The organism is Bradyrhizobium barranii subsp. apii, assembly GCF_011516635.5.
Classification (GTDB): Bacteria; Pseudomonadota; Alphaproteobacteria; order Rhizobiales; family Xanthobacteraceae; genus Bradyrhizobium; species Bradyrhizobium barranii.
In genome coordinates this window covers 4,059,838-4,085,214 of record NZ_CP096255.1, presented here as the reverse complement: position 1 = coordinate 4,085,214, position 25,377 = coordinate 4,059,838, and the positions used below count along the sequence as shown (strand labels likewise).

Below are 25,377 nucleotides of genomic sequence, written 5' to 3'. Positions count from 1 at the left end.
AAGGTGAGCGGCCTGATTCGATGGGGACGCGCCGCCAATGTGGACTACCGAGAACCGTGCACGCTACGACCGCAGCCGCCTGCGCTATCCGAGCGACTTGACCGACGAGGAGTGGGCGCTGATCGCGCCTCGCATCCCGCCGGCCAAGCGCGGCGGCAACAAGCGTACGGTGGACCTGCGCGAGATTGCCAACGGGCTGATGTACATCCTGAGCACAGGTTGCCAGTGGCGCGCGATCCCCAAGGACCTGCCGCCGCGCTCGACGCTGTATGGCTACTTCGATCTGTGGAGCTGGAACGGCACGCTCGATAAAATTCATCACGCCCTCTATGTCGAATGTCGCGAAAGGGCCGAGCGCGAGGCTTCTCCCACCGCCGCCATCATCGATAGCCAGAGCGTGAAAAGCGCTGAAAAAGGGGGCCTCATGATCTCCATGGCTACGACGCGGGCAAGAAGATCAAGGGCAAGAAGCGGCACATTCTCGTCGACACGCAAGGCCTCTTGATGCACGCCATCGTGCATGCGGCGGACATCCAGGATCGCGACGGCGGCGTGCTCCTGATGGCAACGTTGTTCGGCCTCTATCCCTTTCTTCTGAAGCTCTACGCCGACGGCGGATATCAAGGGCCACATTTCCAGAAGGGGCTGCGTAGCGCTCTGAAGCGCGTGAACCTCGAAATCGTCAAACGCTCCGATCAGGCTCACCGTTTCGTCGTCTTGCCCAAACGCTGGATCGTCGAGCGTACCTTTGCCTGGCTCGGGCGATGCCGAAGACTGTCCAAAGATTGGGAATGCTTCAATCACAGGGCGCTCGCCTTTCTCAAGCTGGCCTCCATCCGACTCATGCTGCGAAAGCTATGCAATCCAAGGTAATCTTTCCGGACAGACTCTAAGGGCCAGGACCGGAAGTGGGCCGACGTGCGCTTGCGATAGTGCTTAGCCACTCGTTTCGGTTGCCCGCCCCTTCTTCAGTGCAATAATTCAGGGCGTCCAGCACGAGGCAGGAACCGCAGTCAGTCGCCGCCCCCGCTCCAATTGACAGTCAATCCGACCGCTGAGTTTTCCTCCGGGCTCGCGAGCCAATACCCGTTTGCCTGGACGAGCTTGAGGAAGCGTCGCGCTTGCTCTTCCGGCAAAGAGCCGGCAGCTGAACTCGATATCTCCTGCAGAAACCGCGCCATCTTTGTTGTTGTCACGCATATGATCGAAGCAGCCAGTTGCGACGAGTTTCTCCAAGCGTGCTTGGCACCGTCTCGCACATCGAAGACATCGCCCGGTCCAAGCTCCTCCCAGCGGTCTCCCTGAAGAGCATTTATGCTCCCGGACACCACGTAAAACGTCTCTCGATCGGCGTGACTATGCATCGGCACCACCGCGCCCGCGGGCAGGGTACATCGGATGAGACAGTAGTCTCCTGCATTATCGGAAACCTCAGTGAGATACTCGTTCATCGGACGCAAGTGTTGCTGCGGGGAAAACACTTCTTGAGCATTGATTGCGCCCGTCGAGCGACGATCATTCGGATTGAGATTGTCAGGCATCGCCAGAGACCTCTTACATGATGCTGCAGGCAAGACACTTGCAGATGACGCTCGGCTTGTTGACCGCAGCAGTTTGACACCATCGCCACCAGAGCGCCGTCAGATCGGCACAAGGATTGCTGTGCTGGTCCAATCACTCTCTCGAGCGGTTGACATCTAGAACAATGAGGAATGAACGTGGAGTGGCTGGCGCTCCCTTTCCGATGCGGTGACGCGCACTCCTTCAACGAACAGGAGCGCGTCATTTCCCAGCAACGGCTGGGAACACATTTTTGTGTGCCGCTGTTGCGGCATTCAGACTTGTGCGCACTTGCGGTAAAGAGGTCGCCTCATTCCTTGGTTGCGAAAGGGAAAGCGAGATGCCCTACGCGCATTTCTCCCGAATGTTCCGCCTTCGATTTGGGTGCAGCCCAAGCGTAGCCTCGGCCGCGCATGTCCGAGCTGGTTCAAATTGAGAAGACATCGGTGCGAGCAAGTGTTTTCCGGCTAGCCCTCGAACGCAGAGATTTCAACTGACGGTCGGCATGTCTCAGAAGAACCCAGGAACGGTCACCAGCTTGAGCGGGCATTCAGTCAAAGCGATGTTGGCGCCAGTCCGGGTTGAGCGCAGGTTGGCGGCGATAGTGGCAGCTGACGTGGCTGGCTATTCGCGGCTGATGCACGAGAATGAAGAGGCGACCTACGCCAAGGTGACGGCGCTCCTAGCGGACGCTGTCGCACCGGCAATCGCCGAACACGGCGGCCGTATCGTGAAGAACATCGGCGACGGCTTCTTGGCGGAGTTTCCGAGCGCTGTCGAAGCCGTCCGAACTGCGGTGCAGTTTCAGACCCGCATCGGGGAACTTACAATCGACGACGCGGAAGACAGGCGCATTGCTTTCCGTGTGGGTGTCAACATCGGTGACGTCATCGTTGAGCCTCATGACATCTTTGGAGACGGCGTTAACATCGCTGCGCGGCTTGAGAGCATCGCTGAGCCCGGCGGTATCTGCATCTCGTCCGCCGCCTACGATCAAATCCGAGACAAGATCGAGGTTGAGTTTGCCGATCTTGGCGAGCAGAACCTCAAAAACATCGACCGCCCAGTGCGAGCCTACGCTGTGCTCCAGGAAGGACCTAACCCGCCGGTACAAGCCGACCGCGCGAGACCGGCCGTGCTTCCAGCGCCACGACTTTCGATCGTCGTCCTGCCTTTCATGAACCTTGGGGGCGATACCGAGCAGGATTATTTTGTCGATGGCGTGACTGAGAACCTCACGACGGACCTGTCACGCATCAGTGGCGCATTCGTAATCGGCCGACACACCGCATTCACCTATAAGAACAAAGTGATTGATCTCAAACAGATCGGTCGCGAGTTGAATGTTCGCTACTTGCTCGAGGGCTCCGTGCAACGTGGCGGCAATCGGCTTCGAGTAAATGTGCAGCTGATTGACGCCGAAACCGGGTCGCATCTATGGGCCGAACGCTTCGACAAGCCTGTCACCGACCTTTTCGATACGCAGGACGAAATCGTAGCAAGGCTCGCCAATGCGCTGGACGCCCAGCTTATCGCGGTTGAGGCGCGCCGAGCGGAACGTTCGCGGCATCCCGATGCGATGGACTTCTATTTCCGAGGCGTGGCCTTGTGGAACAAGGGGATCACGTCCGAATCGATGGCACAAGCCCGCAGCTTTTTTGAACGAGCCTTGGCGCTCGATCCCGGAAATATCGGAGCGATGGTCGGTGTGGGGTTGGTGGATGCGTCCATCGGAGCGATCTTCCTGGCCGACGACCGGGCCGCGCATCTCGCGGCAGCCGAGACGACGTTGACAAAGGCGCTGTCTCTCGCGCCGAACCACGCCTTGGCCCACATGATATTAGGGGTAGTCCAGATTTTTACGAATCGTGCGATTCAAGGCATCGCCGAATGCGAGCGAGCGTTGGCGTTGGATCGAAATCTGGCTAACGCGCACGCGGCCATCGGTTTCGCCATGAATTCTCTCGGTCGCGGCGCAGAGACTGAGGCCCATGTCAACGAAGCGTTCCGCCTCTCTCCTCGCGACATCTCCGCCTTCCGGTGGCTGCAGATGGTCGGCTTCGCCAAAGTGCAGCTCAATGCCGACGCCGAAGCAGTAACTTGGTTCCGTCGAAGTCTCGAGGCCAACCGAAATTATCCGATCACGCATTTTGGAATCGCCGCCGTCCTGGCGCTGCTCGGCTCGCTGGATGAGGCGCGGGCCGCTGCGAAGGCAGGACTTGCGCTTGATCCAAGCTTTACCATCCGCCGGTTCCGCCTCGGCGCAGCGAGTGATAATCCCACCCACCTCGCCGGACGCGAACGCGTCTATGAAGGTATGCGTTTGGCCGAGGTACCGGAGGGATGATGTCTGGTATGGGTCCAAGCCGAAATCAGCATCGAGCAACGCCACGTCTGCGAAGGGCCAAGAGCGGCCATTGCATACTGCGCCGTTGATGGGAATTGGAATGAGACCGGTCTTTCCCGACAACCGCACGCACTCATGGGGGCAGACCCATGATGGAGCAAGCTCGCATGACCCTTTCGAGGTATTCCGGCCCGTAAAATCGAGCGAGCTTTGGAACGAGTGTGGAGACGCGGAGAGCCGGCCTCGCTTCCACCAGGCGTGCACCGATCGTCCGGGCTTCCTCGACCCTTCCAGACATCGCGTGGCATGCCGCCAGAATGAATTGTGCGTTGAGATAGTTGGGCCGGTGCAGCACAGCCGACTTGGCCCATGATGCCCCGTCCTCGTATCGATCCGTCAGGAAATGCGCAAACGCTATGCCGGTCTGCGTCAGAAAAAGAAACGGATCCATGGGGCTTAGACGCCCCCCGGCGTGGAACTGCTTAAGCGCCCCCTCTATGTCACCGCGCCGTATGTGTTCCCAGCCGATGGTATACCGTGCGACAGCCAGGTTCGGGTTAAGCTCATGCGCTCGGGAGACGAGGGCCACGCCATCGTCGATCTCATATAATACGGCGCCAATTGCCTGCCCGGCTCTCACGAGTACGGTTGGATCATCCTTATCGAGCTCGATCGCACGCCTCGCCAACCGTCGGGTGTCGTTCAGTTCCTGAGCCGCGTCGATCGTCCAGCCGAAGATCTTTCGTTGCAGATAGCAATAAGCACCAAGCGCGTATGCTGAGGCCAATCCGGGATCGATCTCGACAGCAAGACGGATCAGTCTGAGGGCTTCAATGTTTTGTTCGCGGGTGAATTCATAGAAGCTCGAGAGTGCACGCAGATAGTAGTCGTAGGCCTGAAGATTTTCGGTAGGCTTGCGTTTTGCGCGCTCGATCTCCGCGCGCTCCAATTGAGGAAAGAGCGCGCTAATCACGCTACTCGTCACTTGGTCCTGCAGATCGAAGATATCTTTGAGCTGGCTGTCGAACCGGTCCGCCCAAAGATGAGCACCCGTCGTCGCCTCGATCAACTGCCCGGCAATGCGAACTCGATCGCCGGATTTGCGCACACTGCCTTCGAGCACATACCGAACGCCCAGCTCGCGCCCGACCTGCCTGATGTCGATAGCCTTGCCTTTGTAGGTAAAAGTGGACTGTCGCGCGATGACGAACAGCGATTTGGACCGTGAAAGGCCGGTGATGATGTCCTCGACCATGCCGTCGGCAAAATACTCCTGCTCTGGATCGGAGCTCAGGTTGGTGAATGGCAGAACGGCCAGCGACGGTTTGTCGGGAAGTGTGAGGGCGGGTTTAGCCGTCTCCCTCTGGATTTCTGTTACCGCCACAGTGGGGGCGCCGTCAGCCTCCTGCACCATACCGATAAAGCGATAGCCCTTCCTTGGCAGCGTCTTGATCAGCCGCTGTTTCTCCCCGGAATCGCCAATTGCGGACCGAGCGGCATTCAGGCGGGTCGTCAGCGCGGCATCCGACACGCACCGCCCCTGCCAAATGGCTGTGATGAGCTCGTCCTTGCAAACCACGCGCTCGCGGTTGCGGATGAGGTAGTCCAGAAAGTCAAAGGTCTGTGGCGCCAGGGCGACGACGTTTGTGTCGCGGTACAGCTCGCGGCGGCCGGAATCCAGTTCGTAGTCTTCGAAGAGATAGCGCAAGACGCGAAATCCCTTGGACGGTCTCCGGTCAGGCCCGGCAACCACTTGGAAAATAAAGAATAAGCTGTCCGTAAGGAAAATGTAAGCAGCAGATCAAGCGCGCTGGGTCGGATTTTGGCGGCATGCCAGGGTGGAAACAAGGTGCCCGAGGATGCTGCGATGAGCATGATTTATCAGACAACGGGCTTGGTCCAGACGACGGACTCCCAGCGACGCAATGTCAGCGTTTTCAGGAATTGCTGGAACGCTTTTCAAGAGTGGCGGAAATGGGAGCGGCTGAGGCGCGATCTTTGCAACCTGAGTGATCAGGAGCTGAAGGATATCGGGATTACGTATGGCGAGATCGACTACGTGGCCTCGAACCGACATACTGACCCGCGAGGCATCCGATCGGTCGGATGATGACGGCCTCCGGCAGCGGTGGACGGACCATCGGAAATTGGTCGACGCGAGCCGCTTAGCGGCAGGGATACCGGCTTGCGCTTAGGGTCAAAGGCCGACACCGCGCCAACGCCCCAACACGCCAGCTTGGGGTCACAAGCCGAAATCAGCATCGAGCAACGCCACGTCTGCGAAGGGCCACAAGCGGAAGTAGTCAGCTACCCAACAGCCGTGTACGCTGGCTGCTTTTCGCCTTGGAGAATTGCCATGACCGCCAATACTCCTGAACAGCTGCCGCCGCACATCCAATTGATCCAAATGGGAGCGGCAATTACCTCAAGAACCGTTTGCGTCGCTGCAAAGTTGGGACTAGCCGATCAGCTCGCATCTGGGCCGAAGAGCGCTTTGGAACTAGCTGGTCCGATGCAGGTGCATGCACCATCACTGCATCGATTGATGCGCACTCTGGCGAGCCTGGGCATCTTGACAGAGCAATCGGCGCAGCGATTTGCGTTGACTAGCCTAGGCGAGGCTCTGAAGACCGGTGCGCCGGGCTCGGCAAGATCGTCCCTGCTTGTTTTCGGGAGTGCCTGGCAGCGCGGTGCTTGGGATTATATGGAATACTCTGTTCAAACGGGCAAGCCAGGCTTTGACAAAGCGCATGGTGTGCCATTCTTCGAATATCTCGCACATCATCCAGAACAAGCATCGCTGTTCAGCGAGACAATGATCGGCCTCCACAATCAGGAACCTCCTGCCGTCGCAGCTGCATATGGATTTGCGGATTTCAAGACCATCGTTGACGTTGGCGGTGCGACCGGCAACATGTTGGCCACTGTGCTTTCCCGTCATGAGGGACCGCGCGGCATCCTGTTCGATCGTCCGCATGTCGTGACTGACGCGCCGGCATTGCTAACTGCCGGGGGTGTAAGCGACCGGGTGACAATAGTGCCTGGTGATTTCTTCCAGAGCGTCCCTGCTGGGGCGGACGCTTACATTCTTTCGCACATCATTCATGACTGGGACGAGGACCAGTGTCTCACGATCCTTGGCCACGTCCGCAAGGCAATGAACCCCGCCGGACGGCTGCTTGTCGTCGAAATGGTTCTTCCGTCCGGCGATGCAGCGCATCAGGGAAAGATGCTCGATATGGCGATGCTAGTGCTATTGGGCGGGCAGGAAAGAACGGAGTCCGAGTATGCGTCACTTCTTGGCAAAGCCCGTTTTCGCCTTGCGCGGGTCGTGCCCACCAATTCAGCTGCAAGCATCCTCGAAGCGGTGGTGGCTTGAGCGAGAGAAGCTTGACCGACGTCCGCTGTGGGTCAAAAGCCGACACCGCGCCAATGCCCCAACACGCCAGCTTGGGGTCACAAGCCGAAATCAGCATCGAGCAACGCCACGTCTGCGAAGGGCCAAGAGCGGCCGTCGCACGCCAGCCCATGAACAAGAGAGGTCGCCTCGCGAACGACCTCTCCTTCGTGTCCGGCAATGCATGCTTGTTGCGATCAGCTTTTTTGAACGGCGGCCGCGGCTTTGCGTATCACGTCGATCACCACATTTGGCTGGGAAAGCATCGGCACGTGGCTGCTCACCACCTCGGTGACGGTCGCTCCCATGCGCTTCGACACCCAGCGTTGCAGATCCGGATGCACAGTATGGTCTTGCGTGGCCAGAATGTACCAGCTCGGCTTCGACCTCCACGCGATCTTGTCGGCGCTGAGCTTCTGTTGCTGGAACAGATTGTAGACGGGCGCATAATGGGTGGCCCAAACCAGCTTCTGGTCTTCCGCGGAGAGGTCTCCTGCGAAGAACTCGGTGCCGCTCGGAAGCATCCAGGCACGCCCATCGGCGACCTCGACGCGAGAGAAAATATCCGACGGATACTTGTCGAGCTGGTCCTGCACGGTCTCGCCGGCATCCAGAGCGACCGCTGCAATGTAGACGAGACCAACCACGCGTTCATCGGTGCCCGCGCCTGTGATGGTGGCGCCGCCATACGAATGGCCGACGAGAAGGACCGGGCTGCCAACACGATTGAGTGTGCGCTTCACCGTCGCCAGGTCCTCCTCGTAGGAGTCCAGGCCATATTGAACGGCGATCACTTCGTACCCGTCGGCCTGCAATGCTGGAATGACTTTGCTGAAACAGGAGCCATCGGCCCAAATGCCGTGACAGAAAACGATCGTTGGCTTGATTTGCGCAGACATACTGCTTTTCCTTTTTTGCACGAACTTCAGCGATGGAGGGCATTGGAAGACCAACTCGGTTGCCGGGGCCCCCATTGCGAAAGTCAGACTATTCGTTCATAAATGGCCGATTAGCCGTCCTTCGTTCGGTTCTTTCACGATCAAAAGTCCTGAATGACAACGATTCTAGAAAGAACGGCCGGTCTGCTGGCCTTCGTGCGGACGGTTGACGCGGGTTCTTTCGCCGGCGCCGCGAGATCGATCGGCGCCAGCCCCTCAGCGGTATCGAAAAGCGTTTCGCGCCTCGAACAACGTCTCGGTGTGCGCTTGCTGCAGCGCTCAACGCGCACACTCAGCCCAACGTCCGAAGGCGCCGCCTACTACGAGCACGTCGCTCCCCATCTGCGCGCGATAGAGGAGGCCGACGACATCGTGCAGGTTCCAGGAAACGTCCGTGGCCTGCTTCGGGTCACTGTGCCGAGTACATTTGGGCGCCCGTTGATTTCCGCATGGGCGGGCTCGTTCCTGGAGGGCTATCCGGACATCAAGCTGGATCTCAGCGTTACGGACCGCCGTGTCGATCTCATCCGCGAGGGTTTCGACCTCGCTGTCAGAATTGGCGAACTGGAAGACACAAACCTGATCGGCCGCTCGTTAGGTGTCCTGCAATATGTTCTGGGCGCATCGCCGGAATACCTTCAGCGGCGAGGAATCCCGCAGTCGATCGACGATCTCACGCAGCATGCCTGTCTTCGCCATCTGCTTGGCGGCCGGCCGCAAGCATTTACTTTTGCGGACGGCACGCGGGTCATCCCCAATGGCCCCTTCGACAGCGACGATGCGCAGTCGTTGATTGAGGCGGTCATAAAAGGCGTTGGCATCACGCAGTTCATGCGCATCGCAATCGAGGACGAGCTCGCCGCTGGGCGATTGAATGTCGTGCTGCCGGGCATACCGATGTTCACCACACCGGTCTACGTCCTGCACGCATTCGGACGACAACTCCCCCTGCGAGCCCGCCTGTTCATCGATTTTCTTGTCGACGCCTTGGGAGTGTCGCGCAATTTGTCACTCTGAACTTTCGGAACTAGCCGGAGACGCGGTCCGACGCGAGCAGGGCTCTCCGCCTGATCCTCTCGGCCAGTGAAATCTAAAGCGCGGGCAAGCCCGGCGGCGGCTTGCGCATGTTGGTCGCCTGCTCATAGGCGTAGGCCAGACGCAGCAGCTTGTGCTCGCTCCAGGCACGGCCTGCGAAGGTTACGCCGAGCGGATAGTCAGGCGTGTCCTTGTCGTCTGCTCCCGAAATGAAACCGCCCGGCACCATGACGCTGGGATAGCCCGCCTTCGCTGATATCACGCAGCCGGCGGCGCCGGGAAACAGCACCGCGTCGAGCTTGTGCTGGTTCATGTAGGCGTCCATGCCGCGCGTCTTGGCGGAGAGCAGGTCCATGGCCCGCGCCGACTTGTACTCGCGCTCGCTGAGATCGCCTCTGGTCAGGTTGGCGGCGAGGAACAGGTCCTGGCCGAACCGCAGCGCCGTCTCCGCGTTCGCCTCGTTGAAGGCCACGATGTCGGCCATGGCCTTCATCTCTGTGTTCGTCGCCCAATCCCTGAGGTAAAGGTTGAGATCGCGCTTCAGCTCGTAGAGGAAGACGATCGGCGGCGTCGCCAGATTACCCCTATTGCGACTCAGGGGATTACGGTTGAGCACGTTCATGCTCGTACCCGGCCCGCCGATCCAGCCAGATGTTGGCATGTTGGCACGCACGATGACGGCGCCCAGATCCTCGAGCACCTTGATCGCGTCGACCATCACCTTGGCCGATCTGGGCGGCAACTTGCCGTAGTAGCGATCGTTCAGCGGGTCGGCCGGGTCGCTCGGCACACCGATGCGCGCGCCCTTCATCGCGTCGGTCGCGAGGTCGGCGGTGTAGTCGACCGGCCGCCGCTGCCGCTCGGTCGCGGGGTCGAGTGGGTCTTCGGCCGCGAGCACGTTCAACAGCATCGCCGCGTCGCGCACCGTGCGCGTCATCGGCCCTGCAGTGTCCTGGCTGTGCGAGATCGGCAGGATGCCGGCGCAGCTGACCAGCCCAACGGTCGGCTTCACGGTGACGAGGCCGTTTTGGCTCGCGGGATACAGCAGCGAGCCGGAGGTCTCGGTACCGATCGAGGCCGCGCACAGACCGGCCGCCACCGCGACCGCCGAACCCGCGCTCGATCCGCCTGGCTGCACGACCGGGATGCCGTGATCGCCCATCAGCGTCGGCGCGTAAGGGTTCTTCACCTGGCCGCCGAGCGACGAATAGCCCGAGGGCATGTCGGTCGCGAGAATGTTGGCGAACTCCGTCAGGTTCGCCTTGCCCAGGATCACCGCACCGGCCTTTCGCAGCAGCTTGACGATTGTCGCGTCTCTCCTGGCGCGCGCGCCCTCCAGCGCCAGCGAGCCCGCCGTCGTCGGCTGCTTGTCGCCGGTCGCGATGTTGTCCTTCACCAGGATCGGGATGCCCGCCAACGGCCGCTTGGCCGACGGTTTTGTGTCGTCGAGCTTGCCCGCGATCCCAAGCGCGTCGGGATTGAGCGCGCGCACGGAGTTGAGCGCGGGCCCGTTGCAGTCATAGGCTTCGATGCGCGCGAGGTAAGCTTTGGTCAGCGCCGTGGCAGTGACCTGCCCGCTGGCCAGCGCATGAGCGATATCGCTCATCGGCGCATTGTCGAGCTTCAGGGTGATCGGCGCTTCAGCGCTGACGGCAGCCGCGGCGATGCCGGCATCGCGGCGGGATGGCTTCTTCATGGCGTGCCTCGCCTGACGGCGCGTCCCGAACCATGACGCCGCGATGGTCGTATATTGCCGGTGTTTTGCCCGACGGGTCAACCGCATCGCGTGGCTCAGCAAGCCATCGAGCGGACCGCGCAAGCCATTGAAATATCTAACCCCGGCTACTGTGCATGGGGTTGTTTTTCAGGTTTTTGTTTTGGGGTGCCCAAAAAGATTGACCTCTCCCCCGATGGGGAGAGGCCAACGTTGCAGCAGGTTCGACTTGATCGAACGGCCCCTACTCCCAGGACCAGGTCGAGAAATCGTTCTCGTATTGCGGGACGTCCTTCCAGACGCCCTTCAGCTTCTTGTTGGTGATGGTGATGAGCTGCGGCTGGTACAGGAAGCCTGCGACCGCGTCGGTGGCCAGCATGCGCTGGGCATCGCCGAGCAGCTTTGCGCGGCCGGCCTCGTCAGGCGTCGACACGATCTGCTTGTAGAGCGCGTTGAAGGCCTCGTTGTTGTAGCCGAGGTAGTAGTCCGGCTCGGTGATCTTGACGAGGTCGAACGGCTCGACATGGCTGACGATGGTGAGGTCGAAATTGTGCGGACCATTGCCGGCGAACACCTGCGACAGCCACTGCGCCCATTCGACATTCTCGATCTTGGCGATGATGCCGACCTTGGCGAGCTGCGCCGCCAGGATCTCGCCGCCCTGCCGCGCATAGGACGGCGGCGGCAGCTTCAGCGACAGTTCGAGCGGCGTGGTGACGCCGGCTTCCGCCAGCAGCTTCTTGGCCTTCTCGGGATCGTAGGGGTTGATGCCGGTGGTGTCGACGAAGCCGAGCGCGCCGGGCACGTAGAAGCTACCGATCGGCGTGCCGAAACCATCAGCCGCGCCGTCGACCATCGCCTTGCGGTCGATCGCGGCGAGGATGGCACGGCGCACGCGGACGTCGTCGAGCGGCTTCTTGCGCTCGTTGATGCCGACGATGGTCTTGGCACGGGAGCCGCCGACCATGACGTTGAAGCGCGGATCGGCCTTGAACTGTCCGATGGCGCGCGCTGCCGCAACGCGCGGGAACGCATCGACGTCGCCCGAGAGCAGCGCCGCGGTCTGTGCCGCCGGATCGGAGATGAAGCGGATCGTCACCTTCGACAGCTTGATCGCGGCGGCGTTGCGATAGTCGGCCCATTTGGTCAGGATGATCGAGGAGCCCTTGGCCCAGGCCCCGAGCTGATAAGGCCCGGTCCCGACCGGCTGCGTGCCGTTGGTCGGCGCGCTCTTCGGCTCGACGATCGAGCCGCTCGCCTGCCCGAGCAGGAACGGCAGGTTCGGCTCGGAATATTTCACCGTGATCACGACCGTGTCGGCGTCGGGCGCGTCGACCTTCTCGAAGGCCTGGAACAGGCTCTTGTCCTTGTTGGTGCTGGTCGCGATCGCGTTGCGCTCGAACGAGAACTTCACCGCCGCGGAATCGAAGGCCTCGCCGTTCTGGAATTTGACGCCCTTGCGCAGCTTGAACGTGTAGGTCTTCAGGTCGGGCGAGGCGGTCCAGCTCTCGGCCAGCAGGGGCGAGACCGAGCCGTCCTCGTTGATCTTGGTCAGCGTCTCATAGATGTTGTAGAGCGTGACTTCGGCGATCGCGGCCGCGGCGGCGATGGTGGGATCGAGCCCCGGCGGCTCCAGCGCCATCGCCATGACGACGCTATCCTTCTTGCTCTGCGCCAGCACCGGCAGCGGTGCTGCGACAAGCGCGGCGGCAAATGCGACGATCGATAATTTCTTGAGCATGCGTAACTCCCCGGCCTTCTCTTGTCTCAGCCTACGCCAATTCCATGGGGGACACTAACCTTCCATGACCGCGTGCGGCAATGCCATCACGGCCTCCGCCTTGTGGCAGGCGGCGAGGTGCCCTTCGCCCACCTTGCGTAGCTCAGGCAGGGCCTCGCGGCAATGCTGGTCGGCGAGCGAACAGCGCGCGACATAGGGGCATCCGGCAGCAGTCGCCGATTGCGAGGCGATCGCCTGGGCCCCGCGCCGCCGCCGGCTGCCGCCGGCGCGCGCCCGCGGCACGGCATCCAATAGCGCCCGCGTATAGGGATGGGCACAGCGCTCGAACAGGTCCTCCGGCCTGCCCTGCTCGACGATCCGGCCGAGATACATCACCGCGACCTCGTCGCAGAGATAGTCGACCACGGCGAGGTCGTGGCTGATCAGGATGTAGCTCAGGCCGAACTGCTCCTGGAGGTCCTGCATCAAATTGAGCACCTGCGCCTGCACGGAGACGTCGAGCCCGGAAACCGGCTCGTCGGCGACGATGAGCTTGGGCTGGGTGATCAGCGCGCGCGCGATCGCGATGCGCTGGCGCTGGCGCTGGCCGCCGGAAAATTCGTGCGGATATTTGTCCATGTCGGCATCGCGCAGGCCGACCTGCCGGAGTACGGCTGAGACACAGGCACGGAACGTGCTGCGGTCGGCATCTTCCAGCACGGTGAGCGGCTCGGCGACGATGCGCGCGATGGTCTGGCGCGGATCGAGCGACCCGTAAGGATCCTGGAACACCATCTGGAAATCGCGGCGCGCGCGGCGCAGCTCATCGGGCGAGATGCGGTTAAGATCGCGCCCGAGCAGCGCGACCTGCCCCGACGTCGGCCGCTCCAGCGCCATCACCACCCGCGCGAAGGTCGACTTCCCCGAACCGGACTCGCCGACGACGCCGAGACTCATGCCGGCATCGACCCGCACGCTGACGCCGTTGAGCGCGCGCACCTGGCCCGGCGGACGGAACAGGCTTTCGCGCGGCAGCGTGTAGCGCTGCTCGAGATTTTTGACGTCGAGAAGCGGCGCTGCGGTCATGCGGGCAGCGCTCCGACATTCGCGGCCATGGAGACATCGGTGCGCACACAGCGCACGCCGTGACCGGGACCGACTTCGACCATCGGCGGCAGCGCCAAGCGGCACTTGTCCTCGACCAGCGGACAGCGGTCGCCGAACGTGCAGCCGGCCGGCAAATCCGCAAGTTCGGGCACCGTCCCCGAAATCGTCGTCAGCCGCGTCCCCTTGCGCGCGCCGAGTTTCGGCCGGGCACGGAACAGGCCTTGCGTATAGGGATGGCCCATCCGGCGGAATACCTCGTCGGTCGGCCCGCTCTCGACGACCGTGCCGCCATACATCACCATCATGCGCTGCACGTTCTCGGCGATGACGCCGAGATCGTGCGAGATCAGAATCATCGACATGCCGCGCTCCTCGACGAGATCGGCGATGAGGTCGAGGATCTGGCCCTGGATGGTGACGTCGAGCGCCGTGGTCGGCTCGTCCGCGATCAGGAGGTCGGGCTCGCAGGCCAGCGCCATGGCGATGGTGACGCGCTGGCGCTGACCGCCGGAGAACTGATGCGGATAGGCGTCGATCCGCCTTGCGGGATCGGGCAGTCCGACGCGGTCGAGCAAGGCGACCGCTTCTTTGCGCGCCTGCGCCGCCGAGTATTTCTTGTGACGCCGCAGCGGCTCGGCAACCTGATGGCCGATCGTGTGCATCGGGTTGAGCGCCGTCATCGGCTCCTGGAAGATCATGCTGATGCGGTTGCCGCGCAGCTTGCAATAATCCGCATCCGACAGCCCGGCGAGCTCGCTGCCATCGAGCTTGATACTGCCGGTCACGAGAGCACTGTCCGGCAAGAGGCCCATCAGCGACAGCGCCGTCACCGACTTTCCGCAGCCGGATTCGCCGACGAGACCCAGCGTCTCGCCGCGCTTGAGGGTGAAGCTGACACCGCGCACGGCCTGTGCCGGTCCGCGGCTGGTGTTGAGGCGAACGCCGAGATTGGCGACCTCGATCAGCGGCAGGGTTGAGCGCTCCCCCATCGTCATCGCTCCCGCGCCAGTCGCGGATCGAGCAGATCGCGCAATCCGTCGCCGAGCAGATTGAGCCCGAGCACCGCGATGGCGATCGCCGCACCCGGATAGACCGCGAGCATCGGCGACTGGAACAGCAGCGTCTGTGCGTCGTTCAGCATCCGTCCCCAGGACGGCTGCGGCGGCTGCGTGCCGAGACCGAGATAGGACAGCGCGGCTTCGGCAAGGATCGCAAGCGCGAACTGGATGGTGACCTGCACGATCAAGATCGACAGGATGTTGGGCAGCACATGCTCGATGGTGATGCGGAATTTGCCCTTCCCCGAGGCGCGCGCGGCCAACACGAATTCGCGCGCCCAGATCGCGTTGGCCGAGCCGCGCGTCAGCCGGGTCAGCGTCGGGATCTGGAAGATTCCGATCGCGATGATCGAGGTCACCATGCCCGGCCCGACGACGGCGGCGAGCATGATCGCGGAGAGCACCGCCGGAAAGGCGAAGGTGAAATCGGAGAAGCGCATGATGATCTCTTCGGTCCAGCCGCGCTTGGCCGAAGCGATCAGGCCGAGGCAAACGCCGAAGGTAAGACCGATGCTCACGGCGATGATGCCGACCAGAATGGTCGAGCGCGCGCCCGCGAGCAGCAGCGAGACGATGTCGCGGCCGAAGGAATCGGTGCCGAGCCAGTGCGCCGCCGACGGCGGCCGGAGCTTCGAGGCGATGTCGATCTCGTAGGGCGACCACGGCGTCCACACCAGCGACAGCAGCGCCGAGGCGAGCACCAGCAGGCTCAGCGCGCCGCCCAGCACAAAGCTGCGGTGACGCAGCGCGCGGGCCCAGAAGGTGCGGGCCGGCAGCGGACGCGTTGCGATCGGGGCGTCGACCGAAGTGGTCAGTGGCGCGCTCACAAATCGTGGACCTTGATGCGGGGATCGATGAAGGCGTAGAGCACGTCGACCACGAAATTCACGATGACGACCATGGCCGCAAGCAGCATCACGCAATTGCGCACCACGATCAGGTCGCGGTTGGCGATCGACTGGAAGATCAGGCGGCCCAGGCCCGGCAGGTAGAACACGTTCTCGATCACGATGGTGCCGGCGAGCAGATTGGCGAATTGCAGCCCCATTACCGTCATCACGGGGATCATGGCGTTGCGCAGCACGTGGCTCCACAGCACCTCGCGCTTGCCGAGACCCTTCGCGCGCGCCGTGCGGACGAAATCTTCGCGTAGCACTTCGAGCACGGCCGAACGCGTGACGCGCGCGAGGATCGCGGCCTGCACCACCGCGAGCGAGATCGCCGGCAACAGCAGCGACTTGATGCCGAGCCAGATGCCATCCTCCCAGCCGGGAAAGCCGCCCGCCGAGAGCCATTGCAGCCGCACCGAGAACAGCAGGACCAGCAGGATCGCGAACCAGAAGTTCGGCAGCGCGATGCCCACTTGCGTCAACGACATCACGCCGACGTCGCCGAGCTTGTTGTGGTTGGCCGCGGTGTAGATGCCGGCCGAGAGCGCCAGCGTCACCGTGATCAGCATCGACATGATCGCGAGCGGAACGGTCAGCACCAGCCGCTCCGCGATCAGGCTCGCGACCGGCGTGCCATAGACATAGCTGTTGCCGAGATCGCCGACGAGGAGGCCCTTGATCCATTGCAGATAGCGAACCGCCAGCGGCTGGTCGAGCCCGAGCTTGACGGTGAGCGCGCGCACCGCGTCGACCGAGGCATCGGCGCCCATCAGCATCTGCGCCGCGTTGCCCGGCAGCGCATCCAGCACCAGGAAAATGATCACGGATGCGCCGACCAGCGTCGCCAGCAAGGTCAACAGACGTCGAAGAAAGAATACGCTCATGCGCGCTCGGCTTCAGGGCTCATCCGCCGCACGATCAACATGTCCGGGCGCCGGAGGCAAGTCCTTTGCGGCATGCGCCTCACCTCAGCCGGGCCGGCGGGACAGAAGATCGTGCGAGGCCTCGAACAGCGCGCTCACCCGCAGCAATTCGGCATCGGCACGGAAGCGTCCGACGAGCTGAAGCCCGATCGGCAGGCCGTCGCGGCCGAAGCCGCAGGGAAGACTGATCGCGGGGTGCCCGGTCATGTTGAACGGCATGGTCCAGGGGAACCAGTGCGGCCGGACGCTGTCGAAGTGCTTGCCGTCGATCTCGATGGTGCCGAACAGGTCCTGGTCGATCGGCAGTGCGGTGCGGGTAAGGGTCGGCATCACCAAAAGATGCCCGCGCGCAAGCAGGGATTGCACGCGGCGGAACAGCACGGTGCGCGCGAACATCGCCTCCTGATAGGCGACGCCGCTGACATTGGTCGCGAGCGCGACCTGCTTGACGAAGGCTTCGCTGAGGACGTCGCCATGCTCGGCCACCAGCTTGGCGAAACGCGTACGCCAGACGGTGTGGTTGATGGCGCGCCAGATCGGCTCGATGTCAAACCCCTCGCCGGAGAACTCCTCGAGCTCGGCACCGAGACCGGCCAGCCGGTCGAGGCTCGCCTTGAAGCTGGCCGCGACATCTGACGACACCGGGCGGCCGGGAGGCGACTCGCAGAACAGGATCCTTTGCCCGCGCAGATCGCCGCGCGGCGCGGCGGTGCCGATGAAATCGGGCACGGGCACGCCGATCGACCAGGGATCGCAGGAGTCCTCGCCGGCCATCGCCTGCATCATCAGCGCGGTGTCGGCGACCGTGCGCGTGGTCGGCGTGACATAGGTCTGGTTGCCGAAGGCGTCGAGCGCCTGGCTGTGCGCGATCACGCCGTTGCTCTGCTTCAGCCCCACCACGCCGTTGCAAGCGGCGGGAATTCGCGTCGATCCGCCGCCATCGGTCGCAATCGCAAGCGGCGCGATGCCGCTCGCCACCGCCACGGCCGCGCCGCCACTGGAGCCACCGGAGGACCGCTCGGCACTCCACGCATTGCGGGTGCGGCCGAACAAGGGCGAGTCGGTCAGGCATTTGCTGCCGAATTCGGGCGTCGTGGTCTTGCCGATCAGGATCGCGCCTTCCGCACGGAGCTTTGCCACCGCAACAGCATCCTCGGCCGGCACGTTGTCTTTGTAGGGAACGGCGCCGAACGTGGTCTTCACGCCGCCAGTGTTGACGATGTCCTTGACGGTGACGGGAAGGCCATGCAGCAGGCCGAGCGGCTCGCCCGCCATCACCTTGCGCTCGGCCGCGCGCGCCTGCGCCATCGCCTCGTCGCCGCAGAGCGTGATGAAACAGTTCAGCTCGGGCTGAAGCGCCTCGGCGCGCGCGAGCACGGCGCGGGTGACCTCGACGGGCGAAATCTTCTTCGTGGCAATGAGGCAGCGCAGTTCGGTTGCGGACAGCAGGCAGGGATCGCCGTTCATCGTCAAATCATCGCTCCGAAGCCGGCCCTCGTTGGCCCAAGCATTGACAAGGCATTGACAGCGAGAATGACACTTCTGTTAACTCAGCGTCCAATACCATTTTGATGGTCAACCCATACGTTTTCGGTATGCCAATGGATCTTCACCGGCTTCGCTACTTCGTCGCCGTGGCCGAGGCGCGCAGCGTCGGCAAGGCCGCCGAACGGCTGCGGATGGCGCAGCCGCCGCTGTCGGTCCAGATCCGCAAGTTAGAGGCCGAGGTTGGCGCGCCGCTGTTCCGCCGCGGCACGCGCGGCATGGACCTGACGGAAGCGGGCCAGGCCCTGCTGGTGCGCGCCGGCGAGGCGCTGGCGCTTGCGGCAGACGGGGTCGAAGCCGCGCGTGCGGTCGCGGCCGGGAGCCGCGGGCGGATTTCCGTCGGATACATGTTCGTGCTGGCGAACGCGATGCTGCCGCGCCTGATCCCCGAGCTGCGGCGATCCATTCCCGGCGTCGACCTCGACTTCGCCGAGCTCAGCGCCTCGACGCGCGAGGCGCGGCTGCTCGACCGCAGCGTCACCGTCGCGCTGTGCATGCCGGCGATCCACCATCCCGAGATCCAGGTGGCGCGGATTGGCGCACAACCGTTCATGCTGGCGATGCCGAAGCGTTCGCCGCTTGCGCGCCTGAGCGCAGTGCCGATGGCGCGACTCCAGGGCCGCCCGCTGATCGCGCTGCCGCCGCCGGAGCAAGACGCCGCCTCCTCCGCGGTCGCAGCCCTGCTGCGGCGGCATCAGATCGTGATGCCGATCGCGAGCCGGGTGGAGACGGTGCATTCGGCGATGAGCCTCGTTCTCGCCGGCGAGGGGCTTGCGATCCTGCCGGCCTGCGCGAAGCTCGGCGCGCCGCAGGGCATCGTGTTCAGGCCGCTGCGGGATGCCGCCGACTCCATCGATATCGCCGTGTGCTGGCGGCGGGATTCGCAGAGCCCGCTGATCCGCACCTTCCTCAAATGCGCCGAGAAGGTCGTGGCACGGCTGTGATGCGCAGCCGCTAGACGCCCCACGTGACTTCATGGCTCCACGGCGGATCGGCGCCCGGGCGGGTACAGGTCATGCCGGCACATTTGGCGGCAAAGGACAGCGCGCGGCGAAGCTCGTCCGCGCCGATGTCTTTCAGCTGCTGCCGGCTGATGCGGCCCTGCTTGTGCAGGGCGAACAGGAGCGCAGCCTGAAAACTGTCGCCGGCGCCGATGGTGTCGGCGATCTCGACCTTCGGCGCCTGAACTTCGACCTGCCCTGCGCTCGCGTGCCAGGCAATGGCCCCGTTGTTGCCGCGGGTGATGACGACGAGGCTCGTGCCCTGCCCCAGCAACGCGTTCGCGCGTTGCTGATATGGCTCGTCGCCGAAGAGATACGCGAAATCGACATCCGACATCTTGATGAGATCGGCGTGGCCTGCGAACTCGGCCATGCGCGCGAGATAGCCCGGCTTGTCGCTGACCAGATTGGGCCTGCAGTTCGGATCGAAGGAGATCGTCGACGAGGCCCGTGCGTCCACGATGAGCGCCCTGGTCTCGGCCGCGCCCTGGTCGTTCACGAGCGTGGTCGAGCCGACATGAACGGCCTCGATATTCGCGAACGGAATTGTGCCGCGCCGGTAGGTCCAGTTTCGTGTCGCGGTCTCCGCGTCATAGAACGCATAATGCGACTCGCCCGCGACGATGCGCACGAAGGCGAGCGTGGTCTGGTGATCGCTGCGGGTGGCTAGCCCCAATTCGACGTTCGACGCGGTGGCGTGGTCGGCGATCATGCGCCCGAACATGTCGGTCGAGACGCCGCCGACGAATCCTGTCGGCGCGCCCAGCCGCGCCATGCCGATCGCGACGTTGAGGCAGGAGCCGCCGACCGCAGGCATCACCGCCTCGCGCCCCTCGGTGTTTCGCGTCGGGACGAAATCGATCAACGCATCGCCGCAGGCAATCAACATCCGTTTCAACCTCCGGCACCCTCGCGCATCGCTTCACGGCTGCTGCGATCGACCTCGCGCAGCAGCTTGTAGACCTCGCGCTTGCGAGCATGAAACGCGGCCATACCGGGCGCAGTCGGCTCGCTCTTCCGTCCCAGCGCCGACATCTTCGCCATGGTCTCGCCGATCGAGGCATAGGCACCGCCGGCCACCGCGCCAAGCATCGCGGCGCCCAGCAGCACGGGTTCTTTCGCTTGCGGCAGCGCGACGGTGAGACCGGTGGTGTCAGCCATGATCTGCCGCACCAGCGGGCTGCGGCTCGCGCCGACGCCCATGATCATGATGCTGGAATGGACGCCATGCGCGGCAAAGGCCTCGATCACCTCGGCGAGGCCATAGGCCAGACCGCAGAGGCCGGCGACGAACAGCCGCTCCATCGCGCCAACGTCGCTGTCGAGATCGAGGCCCGCGATCACCGCGCGGGTGTCGGGGTCGGCGTGCGTAGGGCGAGCGGTTGCCGATGAATTCGGGAAGGACATGGACGTCGCGGGCGAGCAGCGCGGCGCGGCTGGCGTCACCGGCGCGCGCGATGATGCGCCGCTCGAGGTACTCGATGAGGTCGACACCCTCGTTGCGCGCCGCCGCGCTCGCCTCGGCATGGCCGGGATGCGACTTGAGGAGATGGTCGATCGCCGCGCCCGCAGCCGACTGGCCGCCTTCGTTGAGCCAGAAGTCCGGCACCATGCCGGAATAATAAGGTCCCCACACGCCCGGCACGAAGCACGGCTCCTTCGTCGTCGCCATGATGCAGGCCGACGTCCCCATGATGTAGGCGAGACGGTCGCTGACATCGCTCGTTCCGCCCGATCCGTCGCGTCCGCCGATCGCGCCGATGCCGCCGGCATGGGCATCGATCAGCGAGGCGCCGACCGGCGTGCCCGGTGACAGGCCGAGCTCCGCAGCCGCAGCTCGGGTGAGGCCTTCGCCGAGCCGCGTGCCGGGCGCGACGATCTCGGTGCCGATGCGGGCGTATTTCTCGCTGACGAAATCGGAGAGGCCGATGCGCTCGAAGAACGGCGCGCTCCAGCCCCCGCCGTCGTGTGCGAGGTAGTTCCATTTGCAGGTGACCGTGCAGGTCGAGCGCTGCAGCGAGCCGGTCGCGCGCCAGGTCAGATAATCTGCCAGATCGAAGAAATGACCGGCGGTATCGAAGCTCTCGCGCATGTGCCGCTTCAGCCACAGCAGCTTCGGCATCTCCATCTCGGGCGAGATCGAGCCGCCGACATAGCGCAGCACCGCGTCCCCGGTCTCGTTGATCATCCGTGCCTCGGCCGTCCCGCGATGGTCCATCCAGACGATGACATTGCGCTGGTGGTCGCCTGAGGCACTGACGGTGACCGGCTCGCCTTGCCGGTCGAGGACGACCAGCGAACAGGTGGCGTCGAAACCGATGCCGCCGACGCTGTCGGGCGCGATGGCAGCTTCCGCCATCGCCGCTCGCACCGACTTGGCGCAGGCCTCCCAGATGTCGGACGACGATTGCTCGACGATGTCGCCGGCCTCGTGCCAGATCCGGATCGGATGCTTGGCGGTGGCAAGGAGGGTGCCCGCCTCGTCAAACACCCCTGCCCGCGTGCTCGTGGTCCCCACGTCGACGCCGATATACGCTCGCGGCATTGTCGCTCCCGGTCGCTCTCGTCAGTTTTGACGCAAGCCTACCAGCAAGTGTAGCCGCCATCCACCAGCACGATGCTGCCGGTCATCAGGCTCGCGGCCTCCGAGGCCAGGAACAGCACGACGGAGGCGATCTCCTCGACCTGCCCCATCCGCGCCATCGGGGTTCCGCCGATCCAGGCGTCATACATTTTCGGGGTGCTTTTCACGAAAGCATTGAGCGGCGTGTCGATATAGGTCGGCGCCACCGCGTTGACGCGGACGCCGCGCGCGCCCCATTCGGCGGCCAGCGACTTGGTCAAATGGTGCACGCCGGCCTTGGAGGCGTTGTAGAAGCACTGCTCCTGCGGCTTGTTGACGATGAAGCCCGACATCGAGCCGACATTGACGATGGCGCCGCTCCTGGCCTTCAGCATGTGCTTGCCGAATTCGCGGCAGCACCAGAAGGTGCCGTTGAGATTGACGTCGATGACGTTGAGCCAGTGCTCGTCGGTGACGGTCTCGGCCGGCGTCTCGCTGCGGGCGATGCCGGCATTGTTGACGAGGATGTCGATCTTGCCGTGGCGGGCGACGAGGTCGGCCGCGACCTCCGCCACGCGCCTGGTGTCGGTGACATCCATGATCGCCGTCTCGATGTCAAAACCCTTCGCCTTCAGGCTGGCCTTCGCGCTGTCGGCAACCTTGCTGTCGCGGTCGCCGATGATGACCTTCGCGCCGGCTTCGGCCAGCGCTTCCGCGCAGGCGAGGCCAATGCCTTGCCCGCCGCCGGTGATGAATGCGGTCTTGCCGCTCAGCTTGAATTTTTCGAGGTACATGGTGGTCTTTCCGTCTCTTGCCGTTTCTTGCCGTTTCTTGTCAGCCCCGAAGCGCGTTGCCGCTCTCGTCGAAGCGATGGATGCGCGCGGGATCCGGCACCAGCGACACGTGGTCGCCGGCATGCAGGCTCAATTCGCCGATGTAGCGCGCCGTCAGCATGCCGAGCGGTCCGGCATCGACATACAGGAAGGTGTCGCTGCCCAGATGCTCGGCGACCGCGATCGTTCCCTGCCAGCCGCCGGCGCCATCGCGCTCGATCTTGAGATGCTCCGGCCGCACGCCGATCGTCGCCGCGCCCTTCTGCAAGGCGTGCTCGCCAGTGACGAAGTTCATCTTCGGCGAGCCGATGAAGCCGGCGACGAAGAGATTGGCGGGCCGCTCATAGAGCTCCAGCGGCGAGCCGTATTGCTCGATCTTGCCGCCGTTGAGCACGACGATCTTGTCTGCCATGGTCATGGCCTCGACCTGATCATGGGTGACGTAGATCGCGGTGGTGCCGAGCTGCTTCTGGAGCCGCGTGACTTCTATCCGCATCTGCACGCGCAAGGCCGCATCCAAATTGGACAGCGGCTCGTCGAACAGGAACGCCTTCGGCTCGCGGACGATGGCGCGGCCGATCGCGACGCGCTGGCGCTGGCCGCCGGAGAGCTCGCGCGGCTTGCGGTCGAGATAAGGCGTCAGGTTCAGCGTCGCCGCCGCCGCCTCGACCTTGCGGTTGGTCTCGTCCTTGGAAAGACCCGCCATCTTCAGGCCGAAGCCGATATTGCCGCGCACGCTCATATGCGGATAGAGCGCGTAGGACTGGAACACCATCGACAGCCCGCGCTTGGCGGGCGGCGTGTCGACGACGTTCTTGCCGTCGATCAGGATCTTGCCGCCAGAGACGTCTTCGAGCCCGGCGATCAGCCGCAGCAGCGTGGTCTTGCCGCAGCCTGAGGGACCGACGAACACCACGAAGGAGCCGTCGGCGATGTCGAGGTCGGCGCCCTTGATGATGTGCACGGGGCCGAACGATTTCTGCACGTCCTGAAGTGTGATCTGACCCATGATCCGCCGGCCCCTTTACTTCACCGCGCCGAAGGTGAGCCCGCGTACGAGCTGCTTCTGGCTGAACCAACCGAGGACGAGAATGGGCGCGATCGCCAGCGTCGAGGCCGCCGACAGTTTTGCCCAGAACAGCCCTTCCGGGCTCGAATAGGAGGCGATGAACGTGGTGAGCGGCGCGGCGTTCGAGGTCGTCAGGTTGAGCGTCCAGAACGCCTCGTTCCAGGCCAGGATCAGGTTGAGCAACATGGTCGAGGCGAGGCCCGGGATCGCCATCGGCGTCAGGACGTAGACGAGCTCGCGGCCGATGGTGGCGCCGTCCATGCGCGCGGCTTCGAGGATGTCGCGCGGGATCTCCTTGAAGTAGGTAAAGAGCATCCAGATCACGATCGGTAAGTTACCGAGGCAGAGGATGAAGATCAGTCCAGCGCGGGAATCGAGCAGGCCGAAGGTCTTGAAGATCAGATAGATCGGCACCAGCACGCCTACCGGCGGCATCATCTTGGTCGAGAGCATCCAGAGCAGGATGTCCTTGGTGCGTTTGGTCGGGGAGAACGCCATCGACCAGGCCGCGGGGATCGCGATCAGCAGCGCGATCAGCGTCGAGCCGCCGGCGATGATGATCGAGTTCAGCGCGTGATGCAGATAGTCGCTGCGCTCCTGTACGGTGGCGTAGTTTTCCGTGGTCCAGTGGAAGAACAGGAAGGACGGCGGAATCGCGAAAGCCTCGAGCTCAGTCTTGAAGCTCGCCAGCACCATCCACAGGATCGGGAAGAAGATCAGGAAGCCGAAGAACCACGCCCCGATCGTCGATACCACCACCCGCTGCGTCGTCGCCATCCGCGCCATGCTCTCATGCCTCCAGGTTGCGGCCGACGATGCGGACGAGGAAGAAGGCGACGATGTTGGCGATCACGACCGCAACGAGGCCGCCGGCGGAGGCACTGCCGACATCGAACTGGATCAGCGCCTGCGAATAGATCAGGAAGGCGATGTTGGTGGTCGACAGTCCGGGACCACCGCCCGTGGTGACGTAGATCTCGGCGAACACCGTGAGCAGGAAGATGGTCTCGATCAAGATCACCACTGTGATGGGACGCGCCAGATGCGGCAGCGTGATGTAGATGAAGGCCGAGAGCGCGCTGGCGCCGTCCATCTCGGCCGCCTCCTTCTGCTCCTCGTCGAGCGATTGCAGCGCGGTGAGCAGGATCAGCGTCGCGAACGGCAACCATTGCCAGGCCACGATCAGGATCACCGCGAGCAGCGGCGCGTCGGTAAACCAGTCGATCGGTGTCAATCCGACCAGCTTGGCGAGCCAGGCGAACAGGCCGGACACCGGGTGCATCAGCAGGTTCTTCCAGACCAGCGCGCTCACCGTCGGCATCACGAAGAACGGCGCGATCACCATCAGCCGCACGATGTTGCGGCCGATCACGGGCTGATCCATCAGCAGCGCCAGGGGGATGCCGAGCAGGATCGTCAGCGCCAGCACCGAGCCGACCAGCACCAGCGTGTTCTGGAGCGAGGCGAGGAAGGCGGGATCGGTGAGGAAGTAGCGGAAATTCTCCAGGCCGACGAACGCCTCGGAGCCGGGATCGAGCAGGCTGTAATGCAGGGTCGAGAAATAGATCGTCAGCGCCAGCGGAACGATCATCCAGATGAAGAGCAGCCCGACCGCAGGCGTCAGGAGCGAGCGCGCAAGAAACTGCGTCTGCCGGGTTGCCATCCTTGGCGTCTCCG

Annotated in this window: 20 protein-coding genes and 2 pseudogenes; 6 read left to right on the top strand and 16 right to left on the bottom strand. The window is 63.5% G+C overall.

Annotation, left to right across the window (positions count from 1 at the left end):
• Nucleotides 1–37: 37 nt before the first annotated feature.
• Nucleotides 38–873 (top strand): annotated as a pseudogene (locus tag HAP41_RS19315) (IS5 family transposase).
• A gap of 140 nt (nt 874–1,013) precedes the next feature.
• Here the strand turns inward: HAP41_RS19315 and HAP41_RS19310 are convergent.
• Entirely contained in the window at nt 1,014–1,541 is a 528-nt protein-coding gene (locus HAP41_RS19310) for a cupin domain-containing protein (protein ID WP_166097971.1), read from the bottom strand.
• Nucleotides 1,542–2,122: 581 nt separating this feature from the next.
• On the opposite strand from HAP41_RS19310, the gene HAP41_RS19305 reads away from it, so the two are divergent.
• Entirely contained in the window at nt 2,123–3,907 is a 1,785-nt protein-coding gene (locus tag HAP41_RS19305) for an adenylate/guanylate cyclase domain-containing protein (RefSeq protein ID WP_166105912.1), read from the top strand.
• Nucleotides 3,908–4,040: 133 nt separating this feature from the next.
• Here HAP41_RS19305 and HAP41_RS19300 read toward each other — a convergent pair whose 3' ends face one another.
• Nucleotides 4,041–5,615, bottom strand: a complete 1,575-nt coding sequence (locus HAP41_RS19300) for a winged helix-turn-helix domain-containing protein (RefSeq protein WP_166097973.1) — start codon at nt 5,613–5,615, stop codon at nt 4,041–4,043.
• A 159-nt stretch (nt 5,616–5,774) separates the two neighbouring features.
• Between HAP41_RS19300 and HAP41_RS50555 the strand changes: the two genes are divergently transcribed.
• Nucleotides 5,775–6,017 carry a DUF1127 domain-containing protein gene (locus tag HAP41_RS50555; protein ID WP_063986536.1) on the top strand — a complete coding sequence of 81 codons (243 nt, stop codon included), beginning with the start codon at nt 5,775–5,777 and terminating at the stop codon, nt 6,015–6,017.
• 246 nt (nt 6,018–6,263) lie between these two features.
• Nucleotides 6,264–7,286, top strand: a complete 1,023-nt coding sequence (locus HAP41_RS19295; protein WP_166097976.1) for a methyltransferase — start codon at nt 6,264–6,266, stop codon at nt 7,284–7,286.
• A gap of 215 nt (nt 7,287–7,501) precedes the next feature.
• Here the strand turns inward: HAP41_RS19295 and HAP41_RS19290 are convergent, their stop codons facing one another.
• Nucleotides 7,502–8,203: an alpha/beta fold hydrolase gene (locus tag HAP41_RS19290; protein WP_166097983.1), complete on the bottom strand. Its 702-nt coding sequence runs from the start codon at nt 8,201–8,203 to the stop codon at nt 7,502–7,504.
• A 153-nt stretch (nt 8,204–8,356) separates the two neighbouring features.
• Here HAP41_RS19290 and HAP41_RS19285 point away from each other — a divergent pair, with 153 nt between their 5' ends.
• Complete coding sequence (locus HAP41_RS19285) at nt 8,357–9,259, top strand: LysR family transcriptional regulator (protein WP_166097988.1); 903 nt, start codon at nt 8,357–8,359, stop codon at nt 9,257–9,259.
• A 73-nt stretch (nt 9,260–9,332) separates the two neighbouring features.
• On the opposite strand, the gene HAP41_RS19280 is transcribed toward HAP41_RS19285, so the two are convergent.
• From HAP41_RS19280 to HAP41_RS19250, 7 genes are all read right to left on the bottom strand, one after another.
• Nucleotides 9,333–10,973 (bottom strand): amidase family protein, encoded by a 1,641-nt coding sequence (locus HAP41_RS19280; protein WP_166097995.1) that lies wholly within the window; start codon nt 10,971–10,973, stop codon nt 9,333–9,335.
• A 262-nt stretch (nt 10,974–11,235) separates the two neighbouring features.
• Nucleotides 11,236–12,732 carry an ABC transporter substrate-binding protein gene (locus tag HAP41_RS19275; RefSeq protein ID WP_166097999.1) on the bottom strand — a complete coding sequence of 499 codons (1,497 nt, stop codon included), beginning with the start codon at nt 12,730–12,732 and terminating at the stop codon, nt 11,236–11,238.
• Between the two features lie 54 nt (nt 12,733–12,786).
• On the bottom strand, nt 12,787–13,797 hold the full coding sequence (locus tag HAP41_RS19270; RefSeq protein ID WP_166098004.1) for an ABC transporter ATP-binding protein: 1,011 nt from the start codon (nt 13,795–13,797) through the stop codon (nt 12,787–12,789).
• Nucleotides 13,794–14,807, bottom strand: a complete 1,014-nt coding sequence (locus tag HAP41_RS19265) for an ABC transporter ATP-binding protein (RefSeq protein WP_166098014.1) — start codon at nt 14,805–14,807, stop codon at nt 13,794–13,796. Before HAP41_RS19265 ends, HAP41_RS19270 begins: the two co-directional genes overlap by 4 nt.
• Nucleotides 14,808–14,809: 2 nt before the next feature.
• Entirely contained in the window at nt 14,810–15,703 is an 894-nt protein-coding gene (locus HAP41_RS19260; RefSeq protein WP_166098018.1) for an ABC transporter permease, read from the bottom strand.
• Nucleotides 15,700–16,650, bottom strand: a complete 951-nt coding sequence (locus HAP41_RS19255) for an ABC transporter permease (protein WP_166098022.1) — start codon at nt 16,648–16,650, stop codon at nt 15,700–15,702. The genes HAP41_RS19260 and HAP41_RS19255 overlap by 4 nt, the downstream gene beginning before the upstream one ends.
• Before the next feature lie 84 nt (nt 16,651–16,734).
• Nucleotides 16,735–18,156: an amidase gene (locus tag HAP41_RS19250; protein ID WP_166098025.1), complete on the bottom strand. Its 1,422-nt coding sequence runs from the start codon at nt 18,154–18,156 to the stop codon at nt 16,735–16,737.
• A gap of 134 nt (nt 18,157–18,290) precedes the next feature.
• On the opposite strand from HAP41_RS19250, the gene HAP41_RS19245 reads away from it, so the two are divergent.
• The gene (locus HAP41_RS19245) at nt 18,291–19,178 is read left to right on the top strand and encodes a LysR family transcriptional regulator (protein WP_166098030.1); all 888 of its coding nucleotides are present in this window, start codon (nt 18,291–18,293) and stop codon (nt 19,176–19,178) included.
• Between the two features lie 10 nt (nt 19,179–19,188).
• On the opposite strand, the gene HAP41_RS19240 is transcribed toward HAP41_RS19245, so the two are convergent.
• The 6 genes and pseudogenes from HAP41_RS19240 to HAP41_RS19215 all read right to left on the bottom strand — a co-directional run bounded on the left by HAP41_RS19240 (nt 19,189) and on the right by HAP41_RS19215 (nt 25,363).
• Nucleotides 19,189–20,124 carry a carbohydrate kinase family protein gene (locus HAP41_RS19240; RefSeq protein ID WP_166098035.1) on the bottom strand — a complete coding sequence of 312 codons (936 nt, stop codon included), beginning with the start codon at nt 20,122–20,124 and terminating at the stop codon, nt 19,189–19,191.
• Nucleotides 20,125–20,129: 5 nt separating this feature from the next.
• Nucleotides 20,130–21,780: pseudogene (locus tag HAP41_RS19235) on the bottom strand (FGGY-family carbohydrate kinase).
• 38 nt (nt 21,781–21,818) lie between these two features.
• Nucleotides 21,819–22,592: an SDR family NAD(P)-dependent oxidoreductase gene (locus tag HAP41_RS19230; RefSeq protein ID WP_166098042.1), complete on the bottom strand. Its 774-nt coding sequence runs from the start codon at nt 22,590–22,592 to the stop codon at nt 21,819–21,821.
• Nucleotides 22,593–22,632: 40 nt separating this feature from the next.
• Nucleotides 22,633–23,640: an ABC transporter ATP-binding protein gene (locus tag HAP41_RS19225; protein WP_071915494.1), complete on the bottom strand. Its 1,008-nt coding sequence runs from the start codon at nt 23,638–23,640 to the stop codon at nt 22,633–22,635.
• 15 nt (nt 23,641–23,655) lie between these two features.
• The gene (locus HAP41_RS19220) at nt 23,656–24,486 is read right to left on the bottom strand and encodes a carbohydrate ABC transporter permease (RefSeq protein WP_063984465.1); all 831 of its coding nucleotides are present in this window, start codon (nt 24,484–24,486) and stop codon (nt 23,656–23,658) included.
• A 4-nt stretch (nt 24,487–24,490) separates the two neighbouring features.
• Complete coding sequence (locus HAP41_RS19215; protein ID WP_166098051.1) at nt 24,491–25,363, bottom strand: carbohydrate ABC transporter permease; 873 nt, start codon at nt 25,361–25,363, stop codon at nt 24,491–24,493.
• Nucleotides 25,364–25,377: the final 14 nt, after the last annotated feature.